19 protein-coding genes are annotated in these 15,782 nt (G+C 32.8%); 4 read left to right on the top strand and 15 right to left on the bottom strand.

Going from position 1 to position 15,782, the window contains the following annotated elements; all coding sequences use genetic code 11:
• Nucleotides 1-149: 149 nt before the first annotated feature.
• The 8 genes from JI747_RS12370 to JI747_RS12335 form a co-directional block, all read right to left on the bottom strand.
• Nucleotides 150-1,727, bottom strand: a complete 1,578-nt coding sequence (locus tag JI747_RS12370) for an MFS transporter (protein WP_225689120.1) — start codon at nt 1,725-1,727, stop codon at nt 150-152.
• A gap of 20 nt (nt 1,728-1,747) precedes the next feature.
• Complete coding sequence (locus tag JI747_RS12365; RefSeq protein ID WP_225689118.1) at nt 1,748-2,806, bottom strand: HlyD family secretion protein; 1,059 nt, start codon at nt 2,804-2,806, stop codon at nt 1,748-1,750.
• 26 nt (nt 2,807-2,832) lie between these two features.
• Nucleotides 2,833-4,155 carry a TolC family protein gene (locus JI747_RS12360; protein WP_225689116.1) on the bottom strand — a complete coding sequence of 441 codons (1,323 nt, stop codon included), beginning with the start codon at nt 4,153-4,155 and terminating at the stop codon, nt 2,833-2,835.
• A 48-nt stretch (nt 4,156-4,203) separates the two neighbouring features.
• A complete protein-coding gene (locus JI747_RS12355; RefSeq protein WP_225689114.1) occupies nt 4,204-4,626 on the bottom strand; it encodes a MarR family winged helix-turn-helix transcriptional regulator in 423 nt (140 codons plus the stop codon).
• A 240-nt stretch (nt 4,627-4,866) separates the two neighbouring features.
• Nucleotides 4,867-5,955, bottom strand: a complete 1,089-nt coding sequence (locus JI747_RS12350; RefSeq protein WP_225689112.1) for an alkene reductase — start codon at nt 5,953-5,955, stop codon at nt 4,867-4,869.
• A 30-nt stretch (nt 5,956-5,985) separates the two neighbouring features.
• Nucleotides 5,986-6,435 (bottom strand): nuclear transport factor 2 family protein, encoded by a 450-nt coding sequence (locus JI747_RS12345; protein ID WP_225689110.1) that lies wholly within the window; start codon nt 6,433-6,435, stop codon nt 5,986-5,988.
• Nucleotides 6,436-6,576: 141 nt separating this feature from the next.
• Nucleotides 6,577-6,879 (bottom strand): ArsR/SmtB family transcription factor, encoded by a 303-nt coding sequence (locus JI747_RS12340; RefSeq protein WP_225689108.1) that lies wholly within the window; start codon nt 6,877-6,879, stop codon nt 6,577-6,579.
• Between the two features lie 161 nt (nt 6,880-7,040).
• Complete coding sequence (locus tag JI747_RS12335) at nt 7,041-8,036, bottom strand: YhdH/YhfP family quinone oxidoreductase (RefSeq protein WP_225689106.1); 996 nt, start codon at nt 8,034-8,036, stop codon at nt 7,041-7,043.
• A 109-nt stretch (nt 8,037-8,145) separates the two neighbouring features.
• On the opposite strand from JI747_RS12335, the gene JI747_RS12330 reads away from it, so the two are divergent.
• Complete coding sequence (locus tag JI747_RS12330; protein ID WP_225689104.1) at nt 8,146-8,523, top strand: winged helix-turn-helix transcriptional regulator; 378 nt, start codon at nt 8,146-8,148, stop codon at nt 8,521-8,523.
• An 838-nt stretch (nt 8,524-9,361) separates the two neighbouring features.
• Here the strand turns inward: JI747_RS12330 and JI747_RS12325 are convergent.
• Both JI747_RS12325 and JI747_RS12320 read right to left on the bottom strand, forming a co-directional pair.
• Entirely contained in the window at nt 9,362-9,556 is a 195-nt protein-coding gene (locus JI747_RS12325) for a cold-shock protein (protein ID WP_225689102.1), read from the bottom strand.
• 17 nt (nt 9,557-9,573) lie between these two features.
• Nucleotides 9,574-10,233, bottom strand: coding sequence for a DEAD/DEAH box helicase (locus tag JI747_RS12320; RefSeq protein ID WP_225689091.1), 660 nt, complete (start codon nt 10,231-10,233; stop codon nt 9,574-9,576).
• Between the two features lie 445 nt (nt 10,234-10,678).
• On the opposite strand from JI747_RS12320, the gene JI747_RS12315 reads away from it, so the two are divergent.
• The gene (locus tag JI747_RS12315) at nt 10,679-11,626 is read left to right on the top strand and encodes a beta-1,6-N-acetylglucosaminyltransferase (RefSeq protein WP_225689089.1); all 948 of its coding nucleotides are present in this window, start codon (nt 10,679-10,681) and stop codon (nt 11,624-11,626) included.
• 157 nt (nt 11,627-11,783) lie between these two features.
• On the opposite strand, the gene JI747_RS12310 is transcribed toward JI747_RS12315, so the two are convergent.
• From JI747_RS12310 to JI747_RS12290, 5 genes are all read right to left on the bottom strand, one after another.
• Nucleotides 11,784-12,887 (bottom strand): calcium:proton antiporter, encoded by a 1,104-nt coding sequence (locus JI747_RS12310; protein ID WP_225689087.1) that lies wholly within the window; start codon nt 12,885-12,887, stop codon nt 11,784-11,786.
• 45 nt (nt 12,888-12,932) lie between these two features.
• Nucleotides 12,933-13,202 (bottom strand): heme oxygenase, encoded by a 270-nt coding sequence (locus JI747_RS12305; protein ID WP_225689085.1) that lies wholly within the window; start codon nt 13,200-13,202, stop codon nt 12,933-12,935.
• Nucleotides 13,199-13,420, bottom strand: a complete 222-nt coding sequence (locus JI747_RS12300) for a hypothetical protein (protein WP_225689083.1) — start codon at nt 13,418-13,420, stop codon at nt 13,199-13,201. The genes JI747_RS12305 and JI747_RS12300 overlap by 4 nt, the downstream gene beginning before the upstream one ends.
• 122 nt (nt 13,421-13,542) lie before the next feature.
• On the bottom strand, nt 13,543-13,761 hold the full coding sequence (locus tag JI747_RS12295) for a CsbD family protein (RefSeq protein ID WP_225689081.1): 219 nt from the start codon (nt 13,759-13,761) through the stop codon (nt 13,543-13,545).
• A 110-nt stretch (nt 13,762-13,871) separates the two neighbouring features.
• Nucleotides 13,872-14,432 carry a helix-turn-helix domain-containing protein gene (locus JI747_RS12290; RefSeq protein ID WP_225689079.1) on the bottom strand — a complete coding sequence of 187 codons (561 nt, stop codon included), beginning with the start codon at nt 14,430-14,432 and terminating at the stop codon, nt 13,872-13,874.
• Nucleotides 14,433-14,593: 161 nt separating this feature from the next.
• On the opposite strand from JI747_RS12290, the gene JI747_RS20375 reads away from it, so the two are divergent.
• Both JI747_RS20375 and JI747_RS12285 read left to right on the top strand, forming a co-directional pair.
• Nucleotides 14,594-14,725 (top strand): hypothetical protein, encoded by a 132-nt coding sequence (locus tag JI747_RS20375; protein ID WP_262904158.1) that lies wholly within the window; start codon nt 14,594-14,596, stop codon nt 14,723-14,725.
• Nucleotides 14,726-15,754, top strand: coding sequence for a glycoside hydrolase family 130 protein (locus JI747_RS12285; RefSeq protein WP_225689077.1), 1,029 nt, complete (start codon nt 14,726-14,728; stop codon nt 15,752-15,754).
• The last annotated feature ends 28 nt before the right edge of the window (nt 15,755-15,782 follow it).

Here is a 15,782-nt window from a genome sequence, read left to right as displayed (position 1 = left end):
TTTCTTGTAGTCAAAATGGAATTAAATATTAAATTCTTATTGGTCTGCTGATGTTGTAATTCATAAGATTGGTTTCTTAGAAATATAGTTAGACCAAGGATTAATTTTAAAAAGGTACTTACTATCTAACTTTTGATTGATATGAGTATTTATAATACAGCCGTAGATGCAATTTCATCCTCATTTTTAGTTTTGCCCCAGTTAAAAATATTCCTGCTTTGTTTCTTGTGTATAGGAAAGAATATCAAAATAATGAACATACAAATCCCTATAATACAAACCCATCCGTATAATTCTTTTATGGCACTTAAAGAAGCCTGAACATTCAATTCTTTGTAAGCCAGAATTGGATCGACATTGTGATGCAGACCTGGAAATCGCAACTGAAATAAAGGATCGGACTGATCTACCCACGAAGCCAGCTTATCTAATATCTGCACCTGATGATAATACAATAGAGTGCTGTAAATGCCACCGAATATGACGGGACCTAAAAAACTTCTGACAAAAATCAGTATGGTGGCAGACATTGAAAAGTCATCCGACGATATATCCACCGCAAGATACAAGCCGACTGTCATATAAGATAACAGGATCGCAATCCCACGCAGAAACATCGGGAGAAAAAATCGATAAGGCTCTGTCTGTCTATCGACAATCTGGTAAAGCATAAAAGTTGAAAGCAAATAACAAAAAACAGTGGCAAGAAGCAATATTTTAAAATTATTGTATTTTCTAAAATATAAGAAAGCAACAACAGCTCCGGTTATATATCCTAAAATAGGATACGCATTGACAGATGCATTTTCAAGAGGATTGCTTGCATACGTAATATTCAGCAAAGAATTGATAAGTGTTGAAAGAGAGAAAAAAACAGATGAAAGAAACATCATTACAATTCCTACCCTTACGTTTCTGAACCTGAATACCGTAAAGTCAATAATTTTATGTCTTCTTAATTTATTTCGAAGTAAAAACAATAACAGTAATACCAATGCAGAAATAGCTGCGAAACGTATTTTGGGTGAATCTAACCAATCATCAGTACGCCCGTAAACCATTACATAAGTAAAAGACAGCATCCATCCTGATAAAAGAAAGAGACTGAACCAGTCAAACTTCCAAAGAGGAATTCTTCTCGTGTGCATTCTGCCGGAAACTAGAAGAAATGTTACAAGTAATGTTACAAACAGAAAAATATTGGAAAAATGAAACGAATAACGCCAACCCAATTCATCTGCCAGCCAAACCTGAAACATACCTGCCAACGGGCTAACTATAAGACTGAGTGGATAATAAACGGCATACATCTGATATCGCTCGCCACGCGGCATAAGTATAGGAATAATATTGACCACCATTATGATCGATCCCATTAATCTTGCAATACCAATAAAAAAAGAAGCAATGACGACTTCGAAAGTATTATCTGTCTTACTTAAGGTAAAATTAAAAAATAGTAGAATACAGCATATGAATATCAATAATTCTTTGGAGGAAAAATAATTCCTAAGCGTTACAATTAGAGGAAAAGAAACAGCCATGCCGGCCAGATAAGCATAGCTGGTCATATTTGCATCTGCAGGATTGGCTGCCAAATCTGAAACCATATAAACAGATATCGTTGAAGAAACTCCAGAAGTGGCTCCAAGACATATGCTTATGATGACCAATAGCAATAAATCCAATTTAGGATGAACCCAATCACGAAACAGCCTGTTGTGCATTTATAATTAAATTTAAAATTTTAATTCTTTTTTGTTACTTCCACGTTCATACCGGCTCTTATGTTAGCAAGATCCTGCTTGCTGTTATGCTCCTTGGTGAAAATAATGCGCACCGGAATACGCTGTTGAACTTTAACAAAATTTCCGGTAGAATTGTCCACCGGTACGGCAGAATATCGACTTCCTGTAGCTCCTGATAAAGATTCTACCCTGCCTTCAAACACTTTTCCTTTCAGTGCATCTACTTTAATGGACATCACATCACCAACTTTAATTTTCCCGATTTGTGATTCTGTAAAATTGGCAGTTACCCATTTTTGGTTTCCTTCTACTATTGTTGCTAATGGCTGCCCGACCTGTAATAACTGACCCACAGAGATTTTACGTCTGCCCATAATACCATCAAACGGAGCCATTATATAACAATAAGAAATGTTAAGCTTTGCCAGTTCCAAAGAAGCTTTCGCTCGCATAATATCTGCATCTGAGACATTCAGTTTTTCAGAAACCGCTTTTGTGCTTAATGTGGTTGATTGTCTTTGACGAATTAAAGATTCATATCTTGCTTTCACAGCTTCATACTCAGTTTTTACTTCATCATATTGATACTGTGGAATAACATCTGCTTTCAACAGATTTTCATATCGTTTCATATTGGTAGACTGATTATCCAGACGAGCTTTTGCTTCTGCAATATTCGCATCAGAAATAAAAGTACTGTTCGCCGATAAACCTATATCAGCTCCAACAACCGTTTTTCCTGCCTGCGCATTTTTTAATGTTGCCAAAGCCTGTTCTACCTGTATTTTATATTCTTTATCGTCAATAATAATTATTGTATCACCTTTTTTTACATACTGGTTTTCATCAAACCTTATCTCTTTTATATATCCTGAAATACGTGTGTTTATCGGACTAATATATGCTTCTACCTGTGCATCTTCCGTGTAGGAATTATCGTTAAGATGAAAATAATACAACAGCCCCCAAATAAGTAGTACTACAATTAAAATAACCGAGATAGAATTAAAAAAAATTCTTGACAGCCTTTGCGTTTTTTTGTTTTCCTGTTTTAACATTTGACTTATTTTTTACTCTACTTTTTTTAATTTTTTACTTGCTGCCAATTACCTGTATTTCTTACCAGGTTGTACCAGCGATAGATAATATTTACTCTGGCATTATTGAGGTTAAGCTGTGAGGAAAGAAGCGCCGTACTGGCATCGAGCATATCTGTAATTGTAGCAAATTTGTTGAGATACTTCTGCTCTACTACACGGTAATTATCCTGTGCCAGTCTATAACTTTCCTTTTCTGAATCATATTTTTCCTGAGCTTCGTTCATTTTTACAAAAGACGAATGGCTATCAATCTCAGCCTTTTGCTCAATCCAGTTTTTCTGAGTTTCGGCATATTCTTTCTCCAACCTTGCTTTTTCAATATTCTTTTTACTTTTATAAATAGAACCAATGTCATATTTCAATCTTACACCTGCCTGAAAAAAATGCATATATATATCTATAGGAGGAATTGAGTAAAGAAACGGACGAGCCCACGCATCACCTGCGTACAAAGACAATTGCGGCAGCCTTGATGCTTTTTCGATATTTATTTGTTTGTTGGCGCTTTCAACTTTCTTTTCTGCGGCTTCAATTTCCGGAATATCCTTTTTATTAAAAGATAATCCTGCAGCTTCAAAAGCTTTATCATATAATGTTGTATCCACATCAATCAAAGTTTTTTCCGGCAGACCGATTACTATTCCTAAATCGTGATTGGTAATTGTAATATCATTCTGAATTTCAGTTAATTTCAGATTCAGTTCAGTCAGCTGAAGACTGCTTCGAATATTATCATTATGGGTAAGCATTCCCTGCTTTATCAACTGCTGAATGTTTGATAATCTGTGTTTTGCGAGTTCTATATTTTGTTGATAAATCTCTTTCTGATTGTACAACGTAAATAAATCCAGATATTTTGCAAGTAATAGCAACTGAATGCTTTCCTTATCTTTCTGATAATCTAAAACGGCAATCTGATCCTCCAGCTCGGATTTCATAAGACTATTTTTAGTTTTTCCACCATTAAAAACCGTAAATCCTGCATCCAGCGAAAAATCAATTGATGTATGAGGCATCTTGACTGTAGATTCGTAATTAAAATGATTATCCCAAACATGCGCATTACTGATATAGCCCATACTTGCAGAAGCCCCAATTTCAGGTAGCCAAGCTTCTTGTTTTTCAATTTCTGTTCTCTTTTTAACAATGTTTATTTTTTGCCTTGAACCCACTAATTGTAAACTGTTATGTTCTGCAAGTGAGAAAAGAGAATCCACAGGTAAAAAGAGATGCTTTTCCTGTGCCTTAACATTTTCAACCCCTAAAAACAGGGTGATAAATAAATAAAATATAAACGAATTATTCATTGTATTATACTGTACTGTTTGATATCAAACAATTAGATTAAATTTTTTTTAGCTTTCTATAATTAAGTTAAGAGTTTTGGTAAGCGCTTGGATATCTTCAAGACTTAGCTGTATTTTTTTAATATCATATGTCTGGTAAACATCAGGATACAGATCCTGTACAAACTGCTTTGCTTTTTCAGTAAGAGATATGATATTGTTTCTTCGGTTTTCGGGATTAATACGTCTTTCTAGCATATCACGCTTTAAAAGATTATCAATCAAAGAAGTTAGACTGGATTTATTTTTGGCTATGCCATCTGCTATTTCCTGCTGATTGGCCTCCCCTTTTTCGGTAGAAAAGCTAAGGAAATAAAGAACCTGGGTCATTTCTAATGTAATATCAGCGTGACCGTGTTCAATAAGTTTCTTTTGTACACGTTGACGAAGATCCTGACGTAGTTTCAGAACCGCATTGAAATAGTAATGCATGACACGGGCATATTCCAGATCTTTCATAGTGCAAAGATATGGAAATAGTTTGATATCAAACTGTTTTTAAATTTAAAAAAATAGTTTATTTAAATCCTCATAAATTTGAATCTTACAAATATATTTGTCAAATGGCGCCAACTTTCTTCAGTTGGCGCCATTTCTATTTACTTAAAATAATTGTTTTTAGATTATAATATAATTAAAAATATCTGACTACGTCTTTAAAAATAAAAACTACTATTGTAAAAGAAATTCATAGTCTGTATATCCATTTGCTCCACCCGTGTAATAAGTTTCTCTGTTGTTAGTATTCAATGGCGAATTATTAGCAAAACGCTCAACTAAATCAGGATTTCCGATATACAGTTCACCGAATGATACAAGATCTGCAATATCATTTTCTATCGCAGTATTGGCGGTCTGCGCATTGAAACCTTTATTAATCATCAATGTTCCTTTATAAATAGCTCTGAAATGTTTTGCCGTTGAAAGAACCAAATTAAGAGGATCTGAACTCGATGCCATTGTAAATCCTGATATATGAAGATATGCCAATTTGTAACGATTCAATCTATCAACTAAAATATCATAAAGAGCTTCGGATTCATCATCCAAAACAATTCCGAAAGTTTGGTCTAATGAAGGCGCAATTCTGACTGCTATTTTCTCCTGCCCAATAGCATCACTCATAGCATCCAATACTTCAAAAAGAAATCTGATACGGTTTTCTATTGAACCTCCATAATTATCAGTTCTGATATTGGAACATTTTGAAAAAAATTGATGAAACAAATAACCATTTGCAGCATGCAATTCAATACCGTCAAAACCTGCTTCTATTGCATTTGCCGCTGCTTTTTTAAAATCGTTAATGACTTCATTAATATCTTCAATTGTCATTTCACGTGGTACTTTTGTTTCTTTAAAACCTTCTTTTGTATATGCTGTAAAATGACCATTGATTGCCGACGGTGCTATCGCTTCTTTTCCGTTGAGAAAATCAGGATGTGTAAGTCTTCCCACGTGCCATAACTGAGCGAAAATTGTTCCTCCTTTCTCGTGTACAGCTTTTGTTACTTTTTTCCAGCCTTCAATTTGTTCCTCTGTATAAATGCATGGAACATTAATATATCCTGAAGCTGTATCATTAACGTATGTTCCTTCAGAAATCAAAAGACCTGCTGAAGCACGTTGTGCATAATATTCTGCAATAAGAGCTGTCGCAACATTTCCTTCATTATCGGCTCTACATCTTGTCATTGGAGCCATTACAACTCTATTTTTTAATTTTAATTCTCCAGAATCATATCCCTGCAGTAATTTCATAAATTATTTTTATTAAGTTATTTAAAGTGATTATTTTTTATCATCGAATGGCCAAACAACATCTAACGTACTACTTACGATGAACCATTGTTCATCAATTTTTTTATATTCGTCACGATAGATTCCAAGCAACAGCAAAGGATTTTCGTTAGGCTCTCTTTCTGTTACGTTGTCTATGAGATAACAGCTTCCACTTGCTGTATTGTCGTCATTAATTTCTATCAAATGGTTTGATACCAGATGAAGAAAAGGATATCGTCCTCTGTTATAGGTATCATAATCTTTAAAGGCTTTTTCAAGGCCTGCTTTTATTTCCTGTCTTCCATTCCAAGGATCTCTGTCCGTTTGACAAACAGCATCTTCTGAGAATACTAAGGATGCTGTTTCTATGTCATTTTTATCTAATGCGTGTGCATATTTAATTCTTAAATTCTTGATTTCTTCAATTGTTAAGAGTTTTTCTATTTTGCTGTTATTCATTGATTTTTATTTGAATTATTACTGATTGTTATTTATTTAGGCTAAATATTTTTTATTTACCTTTTCTGATAGATTCATTATTTTCAAACATATTTAAAATAATACATATTTATAATTATAGATATGTATGTTTAAATTTTTTTATTTTATAAAATCGAGATATTCATCGATTGTTTTCTGATTTCTTTTAAAATAAGTCCATTTTCCAAGTCTTTTAAGTTCCAAAAGTCCGCATCTTACCATCCCGTTTAAATAATTTGAAATCGTTGACTGGGACAACCCCGCTTTCTCATATATAAAACTCAAGCAAACTCCTTCAGAATTAGGAATATTGGTTGTATTTGGAGGAAAGTTTGCATCCGGTTGTTTCAGCCATTCCAGGATTTCCAGACGAGTACCGTTAGATAAACACTTCCCTATTTCTATTGCTTGTTTTAAATCCATACTGCAAATATATCGATAATTACCGATATGTAAATAATGTATTGAAATTTTATTAACTTTTAAGACTCTAAGTATAATTTGAAAAGTTAAGTTAATAGTTTTAAATCAGAAAAGTCCTTAATAAATCTTCGGGACTTTTGTATGAAAATTTTAAAAATACTTTAATGTTTTAATACATATCTTCCTTTTGCTTTGCCTGCGAGAATCTCATCTAATTTGTCGGGCAACTCTTCTAATCCGATTTCTTTACTAATTTCTTCTAAATTTGAAAGTTTCCAATCACTAGCTAATTTTTCCCAAATCAAGTTTCTTACCTCTAAAGAAGCTTCAACAGAATCAATTCCTGCCAAATGAACCCCTCTCAAGATAAATGGAAATATAGACGTATTCACCTCAGTAGATGCGGTCATCCCACAACAGGTAACAATACCTCCATACTGAGTAGATTTTATCATCCCCGAAAGAATTGCTCCGCCAACTGTATCAATTCCTGCAACAAATGCAGGTTTAGCAAGAGGTTTGCTATCGTACATATCAATGAAATCCTTTCTGTCGACCACTTCTTTAGCTCCTAAAGAATTGATTAAATAATCATTTTCTTTTTTTCCGGAAATTGCAAGCACATCAAAGCCTATTTTCGACAAAATGGATACTGCAATACTCCCAACACCTCCGGTAGAACCGCTTACCACAACTTTTCCATTTTCTGGACTGACAAGACTTGATTGTAATATTTGATAAACAGATAATCCGGCAGTCAAGCCAGCTGTTCCATAACTCATTGCTTCTTTTTCAGTTAAATCTGAAGGTAAATGAATTGCCCATTTTTCGGGAATACTGATATATTCACCAAATCCACCCCAAGTGTTCATCCCTAAATCAAAACCTGTAACCAAAACTTTAGTTCCAACAGGAAATTTTTCTGAATTAGATTCAACAACAGTTCCTGTAGCATCAATCCCCGGAATATGTGGAAATTTACGTGTTACCCCTTTGTTGCCCGACGCGGACAACGCATCTTTAAAGTTGATCGATGAATAACTCACTTTTATTAAAAGGTCATTTTTAGGAAGATCTGATAAGTTTATTTCCTGAATTTCTTTTGTAAACCCATTGATACTTTCATTTATAATTAATGCTTTAAACGTATTATTCATTACTTTTTTGAGTAAATTTATTTAACTTTATATTGTAAAACAAGTACTTACATTCAATTCAGATACTGAAATAAAGTACAGTTTTACTGATTATCAGAAGAAAAAATATATGGAATTGCAAAAAATAGAAATAGACGAAATCGGAGAAACGGAAAATCAATGTCCGTCCGACGTATTTTTACAAATCATAAAAGGTAAATGTAAAACAACTTTGATTGTTCTCATAAAAAAAGGTAGAAACAGATTTGGTGAATTAAGGCGAACTCTACCGACAATCAGTGAGCGAATGCTTGCCAAACAACTCGAAGAACTTGTGAAAGATGGGATTCTTACACGTCAATCATTTGGAGAAGTCCCTCCAAGAGTAGAATATTACTTAACAGATTATGGCGAAACCATTTACCCAATCATCAAGGAGATGAGAAAATGGGGATATTTGCATATAGAGCGACAAATATCTTCAGAGTATGATATTAAAAAGATATAAATTGAAAAGACACTCGCATTTAATTATGATGGAAAATTCGTCCCTTTCAATGAAGTAGCATCTACTGGTACAAAGTCTCTTTATTTATTTTACTTTTGGTATCAAAATATAAAAAATCTGGCATGGTTTCATTTGTCTTCATTGATGAATTTGACGCATTTTATCACTATTCCTTATCTGCATTGATTGTTGAAAAATTAAAAGAAACTGGAGTCAATTTATCTTAACAACCCAAAACACCTCGATTATAAATAATGATCCTTTTAGACCGGATTGTTATTTTGAAATGACTAAAAATGGGATTAGATCATTTTCAAAAAGCACTCCAAAAGAATTGAGAGAAGCCCACAATATTGAAAAAAGTATAACGCTGGATCATTCGATGTTGAATAAAGTATTATTTGTATTTGAAAGAGATAAAACTGAAGAACAAGTCATTACCAATTTACAGAAATACTTTCTAAATAAAAACACCAGTATTAAATGTAAATGTATTTATGGTGCAGAAATATATTAGATTTATCGAGAAATTAAAATTGACGAAGATTTAGACACCTTCAATTTACTCAAAGAAAGAAACGAAAAAAATCAATAATTACTCAAAGAGTATACAAGAGAAGATTTTGCTGAAATTTATTTATTCTTTGACTATGATGGTCATTCATCAATGACTGATGATAAAAAAGTAAATGATATGTTAAAAAACCTCTTACAAGAAGTAAGAGGTAAATGAACATATTAGAAAATAAAAAATATACGAATATTCGTTCAAACACTATATTCAGACTAAAAACCTGGATGTATTTTATTTTTTTTAAATTCTTAAAAAAAGTTTAATTTATGCCAATTTTACGTTGATCGCGTTTAAACCTTTGTCACTTTCTACGATATCGAAAGTTACTTTATCATTTTCACGGATCATGCGTGTGCTTAATCCTGAAGAATGTACAAATATATCCTTCCCTCCATCTGAAGGAGAAATGAATCCGAAGCCTTTTGCTTCATTGAAAAATTTTACGGTGCCTTGTTGCATTGTAATTATTATTAAAATTATATATTATTGTCTATCGAAGTTGAAGACATCTGATTTACATTAATTTCTATAGGTTTGTTGAGAATAGTTCCTGCAAATTCCCTTATTTTTGCTGACATAGTAGCAGAAAAAAACAGAGTCTGTCTTTTTATCGGAATAAATTTTAAAACCTTTTTTACATCATTTATAAATCCCATGTCGAGCATTCTGTCTGCTTCATCCAAAACTAATATCTCAATCTTAGAGAGGTCAATATGTCTTTGACTTTCAAGATCAAGCAGTCTTCCTGGAGTCGCAACAAGAATATCTATTCTTTTCCTGAGAGCGGCAAGCTGGCTTCCTATTGAAACTCCTTCATAAATAGAAAATTGAGATAATGGCATATATTTACTATAGATACTGAAGTTTTCTTCTATTTGTATCGCCAATTCCCGGGTGGGAGTGAGAATTAAGGTTCTTATTTCTTTGTGTTCGGGGGTGTATTTTTTTAACAGTTGTAATATTGGCATAGCAAATGCAGCCGTTTTACCCGTTCCGGTTTGAGCACATCCTATTATATCTTTTCCTGCTAAAATATGTGGAACGGCAGCATTCTGTATTTCCGTAGGTTGAGAGTACCCAGCCTCTGTGACCGCGCGAATAATTGGATTGATTAAGTTTAAATTTTTAAAACTCATTATAAATTCCGGTCTTCCGGTAATTGATAAACAAATCTGTTAATCAGAATTTGAATTGTTGTATAGGATAAACAAATAAAGAATACTTTTTCCGGTTTATCATTTTTGCTTGCTTTATCTATGAACAATAGCCTTAAGGCATTGTTGATTGATCAGCAATAACATATCGCTCCTATTGATCATAGGACTTTATAATCTACTATTTTTCATCAATGAAATCGAGATTATAAATTGGTAGCTGAAAAAGCAAAACTGAAAAAGAAAATTGTGATTTTAAACTTACAGAATAGCAAAGGCAGTGACCTGTTTTTATAAATGTTTTGCAAACCTACAACAAAAAAAACAAACACTACGATATTTAATCAATTGATTATCAAAAATATATTTATACCTTACGCACGTTAATCAAATTGTTTGCTACGCGGATAATTTTAAGTTCCTTGATATGCAAACAATTCTTCCCATTACAAGCCCTTACCAGCAAACTCTCCAATTAAATGCTAAGCCACTTGTGAAGATTGCTTATTTCATTATGGTTCATCATAAACCAAATGTATTCAAGGCTATGTTTCAAAAAATTTACACAAAGGATCAATTCTATCTTATTCATATTGACAGAAAGGCTAAATCAACAACAACAGAAGAAATACAATTGTACATCCTGCAATTTCCCAATGTCTATATTTTAGAAAGCCTGAATATTGTTTCGGGAGGCTTCAGTATGATTCAGGCTGAGCTGAACGCAATGGAATTTCTCTTAAATGCAAGTTTGGAATGGGATTATTTCATCAATCTAAGCGGAGAAGATCATCCACTTAAATCTCAGCAGATAATACGAAAATTCCTTACAGCCAACAACGGCCGGAATTACCTGTTTTATTATGATCAAAAATTTTTCAGACCCGACACCTTAAAGAGAATACAAAATCATTTTACCGAATTAGCTTATAAGATTTCATCTTTCGTTTATAAAAGAGAGTTTATGAAAGGGGTAGTCCCCTATATTGGCGGAAAATGGTTTATTTTTACAAGAAACACCTGTGTATTCTTAACAAACAGCAAAAAAGTAATGGATTTTGAGGATTATTATCTCCATACTTTTTTACCTGCCGAGTCATTTTTTCAGACCGTTCTCATGAATACTTCATTTAATGATATTATTGTGAATGATGATAAAAGGGCCGTATTTGAGAAATCAATTTTTCAGAACAAGCAAGACACTCTTAATTATATAGAGTCGCTAAAAGCCAGCAATCAAATTTTCATCAGAAAAATAAATAATAAAACGGATGAAAATATCCTAAGTTATATTGAAGACTCTTTTCTCCTTCCTTTAGCAGAGATTGACGAAGTCGAAAAGGAATTAAAAAGAAATAATCAAGATAATAATTGACCTCTAAAAATAGAATTTAAAATTGTAGATCACTTAACATTTATTACTTTTCAGGTTTTTGTATTTAATTTTCACCTTGATTTTTTTGAGGAATTTTTGAAGTTCTTTAAATATGAAAACTATCAATGTAGCAACAGGTCTAAAAAAATATTCAATGTTATGGTACCAGTGTTGTAAAAAGATAAAGAAGAAAAATAGAAATCAACACCATTCCCTGCATAATATTAGTACGCCCTGTTGCCAGAGATATTGTAATAATAAACAAAGACAATCCTAAGAGCAGCATTGATTTTAAATTGATTCCCAATGACATTCTAAAATCTCCAATAACAGAAACAATAGCGACGGCTGGAATACTAAGACCTATACTTGCTAATGCAGATCCAAAAGCCAGATTAAGACTTGTCTGCAAACGGTTATTGTAGGCTGCTCTGATCGCTGCAATCCCCTCGGGAAGCAATACAATTCCTGCAATAATTATTCCGACGATAGCTTTGGGTGCTCCTGCTTTTACAATCAAAGCATCAACATCTTTTGAGAGATACTTTGCTAGCAGAACTACAATTCCCAGACACAGAATCAAAAATATAATACTGATAAACATTACTTTTCGACTTGGTATTTCGGGAAGAATTTCATGTTCATCCTTATCAAAGTTTGTGTTTTTTGGAATTGGTGCAATAAAAAAATCCCGATGTCTGATTGTCTGTACCATTGTAAAACCTATATACAATAGTAGACAGATAATAGCAATAAAAACAAGTTGTAAAGAGGTATATTCACCTTCACTATGGCTGGTCGTAAAATTAGGTAAAATCAATATAAACGTAACGATAACAATTAGGGTAATCAAGGCTGTACTTACCCCCTGAAGAGTAAAGAACTGTTCCTTATAACGAATTGATCCTACAATAATACAAGTTCCAACAATTCCTGTAAGGATAATCATCACAGCTGCAAAAACAGTATCTCTGGCAAGACTGATTGTTTCTAATCCTATTGAACTGAGCATAATCGAAATGATAAGAGAAACTTCTATCACAGTAATTGCAAAAGCAAGCAATAAGGTTCCATATGGTTCTCCTAACCGATAAGCAATAATTTCTGAGTGATAAACTGCCGCTAAAACAGCCCCTATTAAAAAGAATATCAAGATGACAGAATACAGATGTCCACCAAAGGAATAATGGGCAAAATAAATCATCCAGGCAAGTATGGGAACAAGTATTGTCCACCCTACAAGATAAATTTTATTTTTCATACATTTTGATTATCTCTTATTTTAAATTGCCTTACTCTGCAAAAGCTATATAACATCATAATCATTTAAACGGGTTACAAAATAATGTTCCACAAACTTGTCCGAAGTGCTGCATAATTCAATCAGTTCAATCGTATTATAATTTTCAAAATCAAAATCGTCGGCGACATCAATTGTATATTCAATAACTTTTTCCGCATCCGAAAGCTGAATTCCCTCAAAACACTCAAGGGAACTTAGCAAAGATTGTCCTTCAAAAAAAGGAATTTTTAGAGTTACCGAATCCTTAAATTTATATAATGTTATGGTTTTCATAATTCCATTTTCTTGTCTTTCTCAAAAGTAATCAGTTGCATTCTTATCGTAGTAAGATACTGTTTGAGGTCTTTTAGTGTAATATTTTTCTCATTGGATGACATAAATAATGGAGTTTCATTCAACAGAAAATATAATTCGGGGTACGAAGACTGAATGGTAGTTGTCACCTTAAAAATCTTTCTTGTAAGGTTCTGGAAAGTATCTGGCGATTTCATATCTTTTTATTAAAAAAGTAGTACTATAATATTCAAATAAAAAAAGAACAGAAGCTTACAAGCACCTGCCCTTTTTATATTAAAACCTCTAAAATATGTTTTCTCGGGTTTTAATATGCCCATTATGAAAATTGAGTGTCATTCAGAATTTTAATGACTTCTTCACGGTTTTTGCTTAGTTTATTTCCTATTCGTTCCAGCAATTCATCTTCTTTTCCTTTATCCAAAACCAGGTCCGAATCTTTAAGCTTAGAAAACTGTTTTTTCAATTGTTGAGATTGTCTTTCCCAATTTCCTAAAATTTTAAAAGCCTTATCGCCTTTGTTATGATCTGTATTCATAATTAAAGTATTATATGTAACAGAATTATTACTCTCCAAAGTTGAATGTTTATTGGCATCCCTACCCTATACTTTTTATAAATAAATTTGCAGATTTCACAGGTTTCAGGCTATAGGTCTTCCAGATTTTTAAGGCGTTTGTATTTTAGTTGTTTATAAAATGATGGTGAAAGCCCTGTAATTTTTTTGAATTGATTGGAGAGATGGGCTGCACTACTGTAATTGAGTTTATATGAAATTTGGGTAAGATTTAGCTCATCATATAAAAGTAATTCCTTTACTTTTTCAATTTTATTGATGATGATAAAATGTTGCAGGGTGATTCCTTTTACTTCAGAAAATGTATTGGCAAGATAAGTGTAGTCATAACCAAGTTTTTTACTGATATAATCTGAGAAATTTTCTTTTGGAAGAGATTCCGAATAATAAATCATTTCTGTGACCGCATTTTTTATTTTTTCAATCAAAATGCTTTTTTTGTCGTCCAATAGTTCAAGTCCGGTTTTTAGAAGATTTTCTTTTAGCATCAGTCTTTGTTCTGAAGTAATATCGTCCAGTATTTCAACCAAACCAAGATCTACCACAACATTTTTAATGCCTAGTTTTTCCAGCTCTTGATGGACAACCATTTTACAGCGTAGACTTACCATATATTTTATATACAGCTTCATAGTCTTTATATTTTTTAGCCTGTTAATCAGTATGCTAACAGAGGCTTTTTCAAAGTTAGCTCATTAAATTCGAATATCTATGATTTATATAACAATTGAACAGACTATTGCAAAGTTTTTGGATCTTAATCAATGATCTTTACATACCACAAAAAAATTATATGTTAAAAGGAAAGGAAATCAAGAAAAAATCAGATAAAACGCCACCTTCAAAATCTGCGAAAGAGAAGCGACAAGACAAGCAAGATAAAAAAAGAAACAAAGAAAATGAAAGTCGCAACGCTGCATCCTAAATGATAGAAATAAAAAAAGAAGGAATCATCCTCAGGAAAACCGAACTAAGCTTTGAGAGCGAAGGCGTTCTAAATCCTGGTGTGATTCAAGAAAACGGAACAATACATTTGTTTTACCGTGCTGTTGCCAAAGGTAATTTTTCAAGCATCGGATATTGTGTATTATCTGATCCTCTTACTGTAGAAAGCCGATCAGACTCCCCGATTATTATTCCTGAATTTGAATATGAAAAACATGGTATTGAAGATCCCAGGATCGTAAAAATAGATGATCTGTTTTATCTTACCTACACCAGTTACGATGGCATCAATGCTTTAGGAACATTAGCAACTTCAAAAGATTTGAAATTCTGGAATCATGTAGGAGTTATTGTTCCAAAAATACCTTACGAGAAATTTAAATATTTATCAGAATATGAAAATTTAATCCCTGAAAAATATAGAAGGTATAATGAATTTCAGGTCAGTCATACGGATAATCATCCTATCTTTTTATGGGACAAAAATCTAATCTTTTTCCCAAGAAAAATAAATGGCAAATTTTATTTCATTCATCGGATAAGACCTGATATTCAAATTATAAGTATAGAAAATATTAAAGATTTAACTTCTGATTTTTGGGAAGATTATTTTTCTCACTTTAAAAATCACATCCTTTTACGTCCCAAATATGATCACGAAGCCAGCTATATTGGAGGCGGATGTCCACCTATAGAAACTGAATACGGATGGCTGATGATCTATCATGGAGTTCATGATACCGTCAACGGATATGTTTATAATGCCTGTGTAGCTTTACTGGATCTTGAGAACCCCGAAAAAGAAATCTCCAGACTTCCTTATCCTCTTTTTAAGCCAGAGAAAGAATGGGAAATTAAGGGCGAAGTTAATAATGTATGTTTTCCTACAGGAGCTATTGTAGAAAAAGATACGCTTTATATCTATTATGGAGCAGCAGACGAAAGAATTGCCGTTGCCTCTTTGAGTATTTCAAAATTACTGAAAGAATTGATGATGTATGCAATATAATTGATGATTCATTAGAATTATCAAATCT

It is taken from the genome of Chryseobacterium tagetis (assembly GCF_016735585.2).
Taxonomy (GTDB): Bacteria; Bacteroidota; Bacteroidia; order Flavobacteriales; family Weeksellaceae; genus Chryseobacterium; species Chryseobacterium tagetis.
Note: the sequence above shows the minus strand (reverse complement) of the source record. Positions and strands in the feature narration are given on the sequence as shown.

Bases quoted from the DNA above. Each gene is read 5' to 3' on its own strand.
- JI747_RS12370 (WP_225689120.1), bottom strand. From the start codon at position 1,727: ATGCACAACAGGCTGTTTCGTGATTGGGTTCATCCTAAATTGGATTTA.
- JI747_RS12365 (WP_225689118.1), bottom strand. From the start codon at position 2,806: ATGTTAAAACAGGAAAACAAAAAAACGCAAAGGCTGTCAAGAATTTTT.
- JI747_RS12360 (WP_225689116.1), bottom strand. From the start codon at position 4,155: ATGAATAATTCGTTTATATTTTATTTATTTATCACCCTGTTTTTAGGG.
- JI747_RS12355 (WP_225689114.1), bottom strand. From the start codon at position 4,626: ATGCATTACTATTTCAATGCGGTTCTGAAACTACGTCAGGATCTTCGT.
- JI747_RS12350 (WP_225689112.1), bottom strand. From the start codon at position 5,955: ATGAAATTACTGCAGGGATATGATTCTGGAGAATTAAAATTAAAAAAT.
- JI747_RS12345 (WP_225689110.1), bottom strand. From the start codon at position 6,435: ATGAATAACAGCAAAATAGAAAAACTCTTAACAATTGAAGAAATCAAG.
- JI747_RS12340 (WP_225689108.1), bottom strand. From the start codon at position 6,879: ATGGATTTAAAACAAGCAATAGAAATAGGGAAGTGTTTATCTAACGGT.
- JI747_RS12335 (WP_225689106.1), bottom strand. From the start codon at position 8,036: ATGAATAATACGTTTAAAGCATTAATTATAAATGAAAGTATCAATGGG.
- JI747_RS12330 (WP_225689104.1), top strand. From the start codon at position 8,146: ATGGAATTGCAAAAAATAGAAATAGACGAAATCGGAGAAACGGAAAAT.
- JI747_RS12325 (WP_225689102.1), bottom strand. From the start codon at position 9,556: ATGCAACAAGGCACCGTAAAATTTTTCAATGAAGCAAAAGGCTTCGGA.
- JI747_RS12320 (WP_225689091.1), bottom strand. From the start codon at position 10,233: ATGAGTTTTAAAAATTTAAACTTAATCAATCCAATTATTCGCGCGGTC.
- JI747_RS12315 (WP_225689089.1), top strand. From the start codon at position 10,679: ATGCAAACAATTCTTCCCATTACAAGCCCTTACCAGCAAACTCTCCAA.
- JI747_RS12310 (WP_225689087.1), bottom strand. From the start codon at position 12,887: ATGAAAAATAAAATTTATCTTGTAGGGTGGACAATACTTGTTCCCATA.
- JI747_RS12305 (WP_225689085.1), bottom strand. From the start codon at position 13,202: ATGAAAACCATAACATTATATAAATTTAAGGATTCGGTAACTCTAAAA.
- JI747_RS12300 (WP_225689083.1), bottom strand. From the start codon at position 13,420: ATGAAATCGCCAGATACTTTCCAGAACCTTACAAGAAAGATTTTTAAG.
- JI747_RS12295 (WP_225689081.1), bottom strand. From the start codon at position 13,761: ATGAATACAGATCATAACAAAGGCGATAAGGCTTTTAAAATTTTAGGA.
- JI747_RS12290 (WP_225689079.1), bottom strand. From the start codon at position 14,432: ATGAAGCTGTATATAAAATATATGGTAAGTCTACGCTGTAAAATGGTT.
- JI747_RS20375 (WP_262904158.1), top strand. From the start codon at position 14,594: ATGTTAAAAGGAAAGGAAATCAAGAAAAAATCAGATAAAACGCCACCT.
- JI747_RS12285 (WP_225689077.1), top strand. From the start codon at position 14,726: ATGATAGAAATAAAAAAAGAAGGAATCATCCTCAGGAAAACCGAACTA.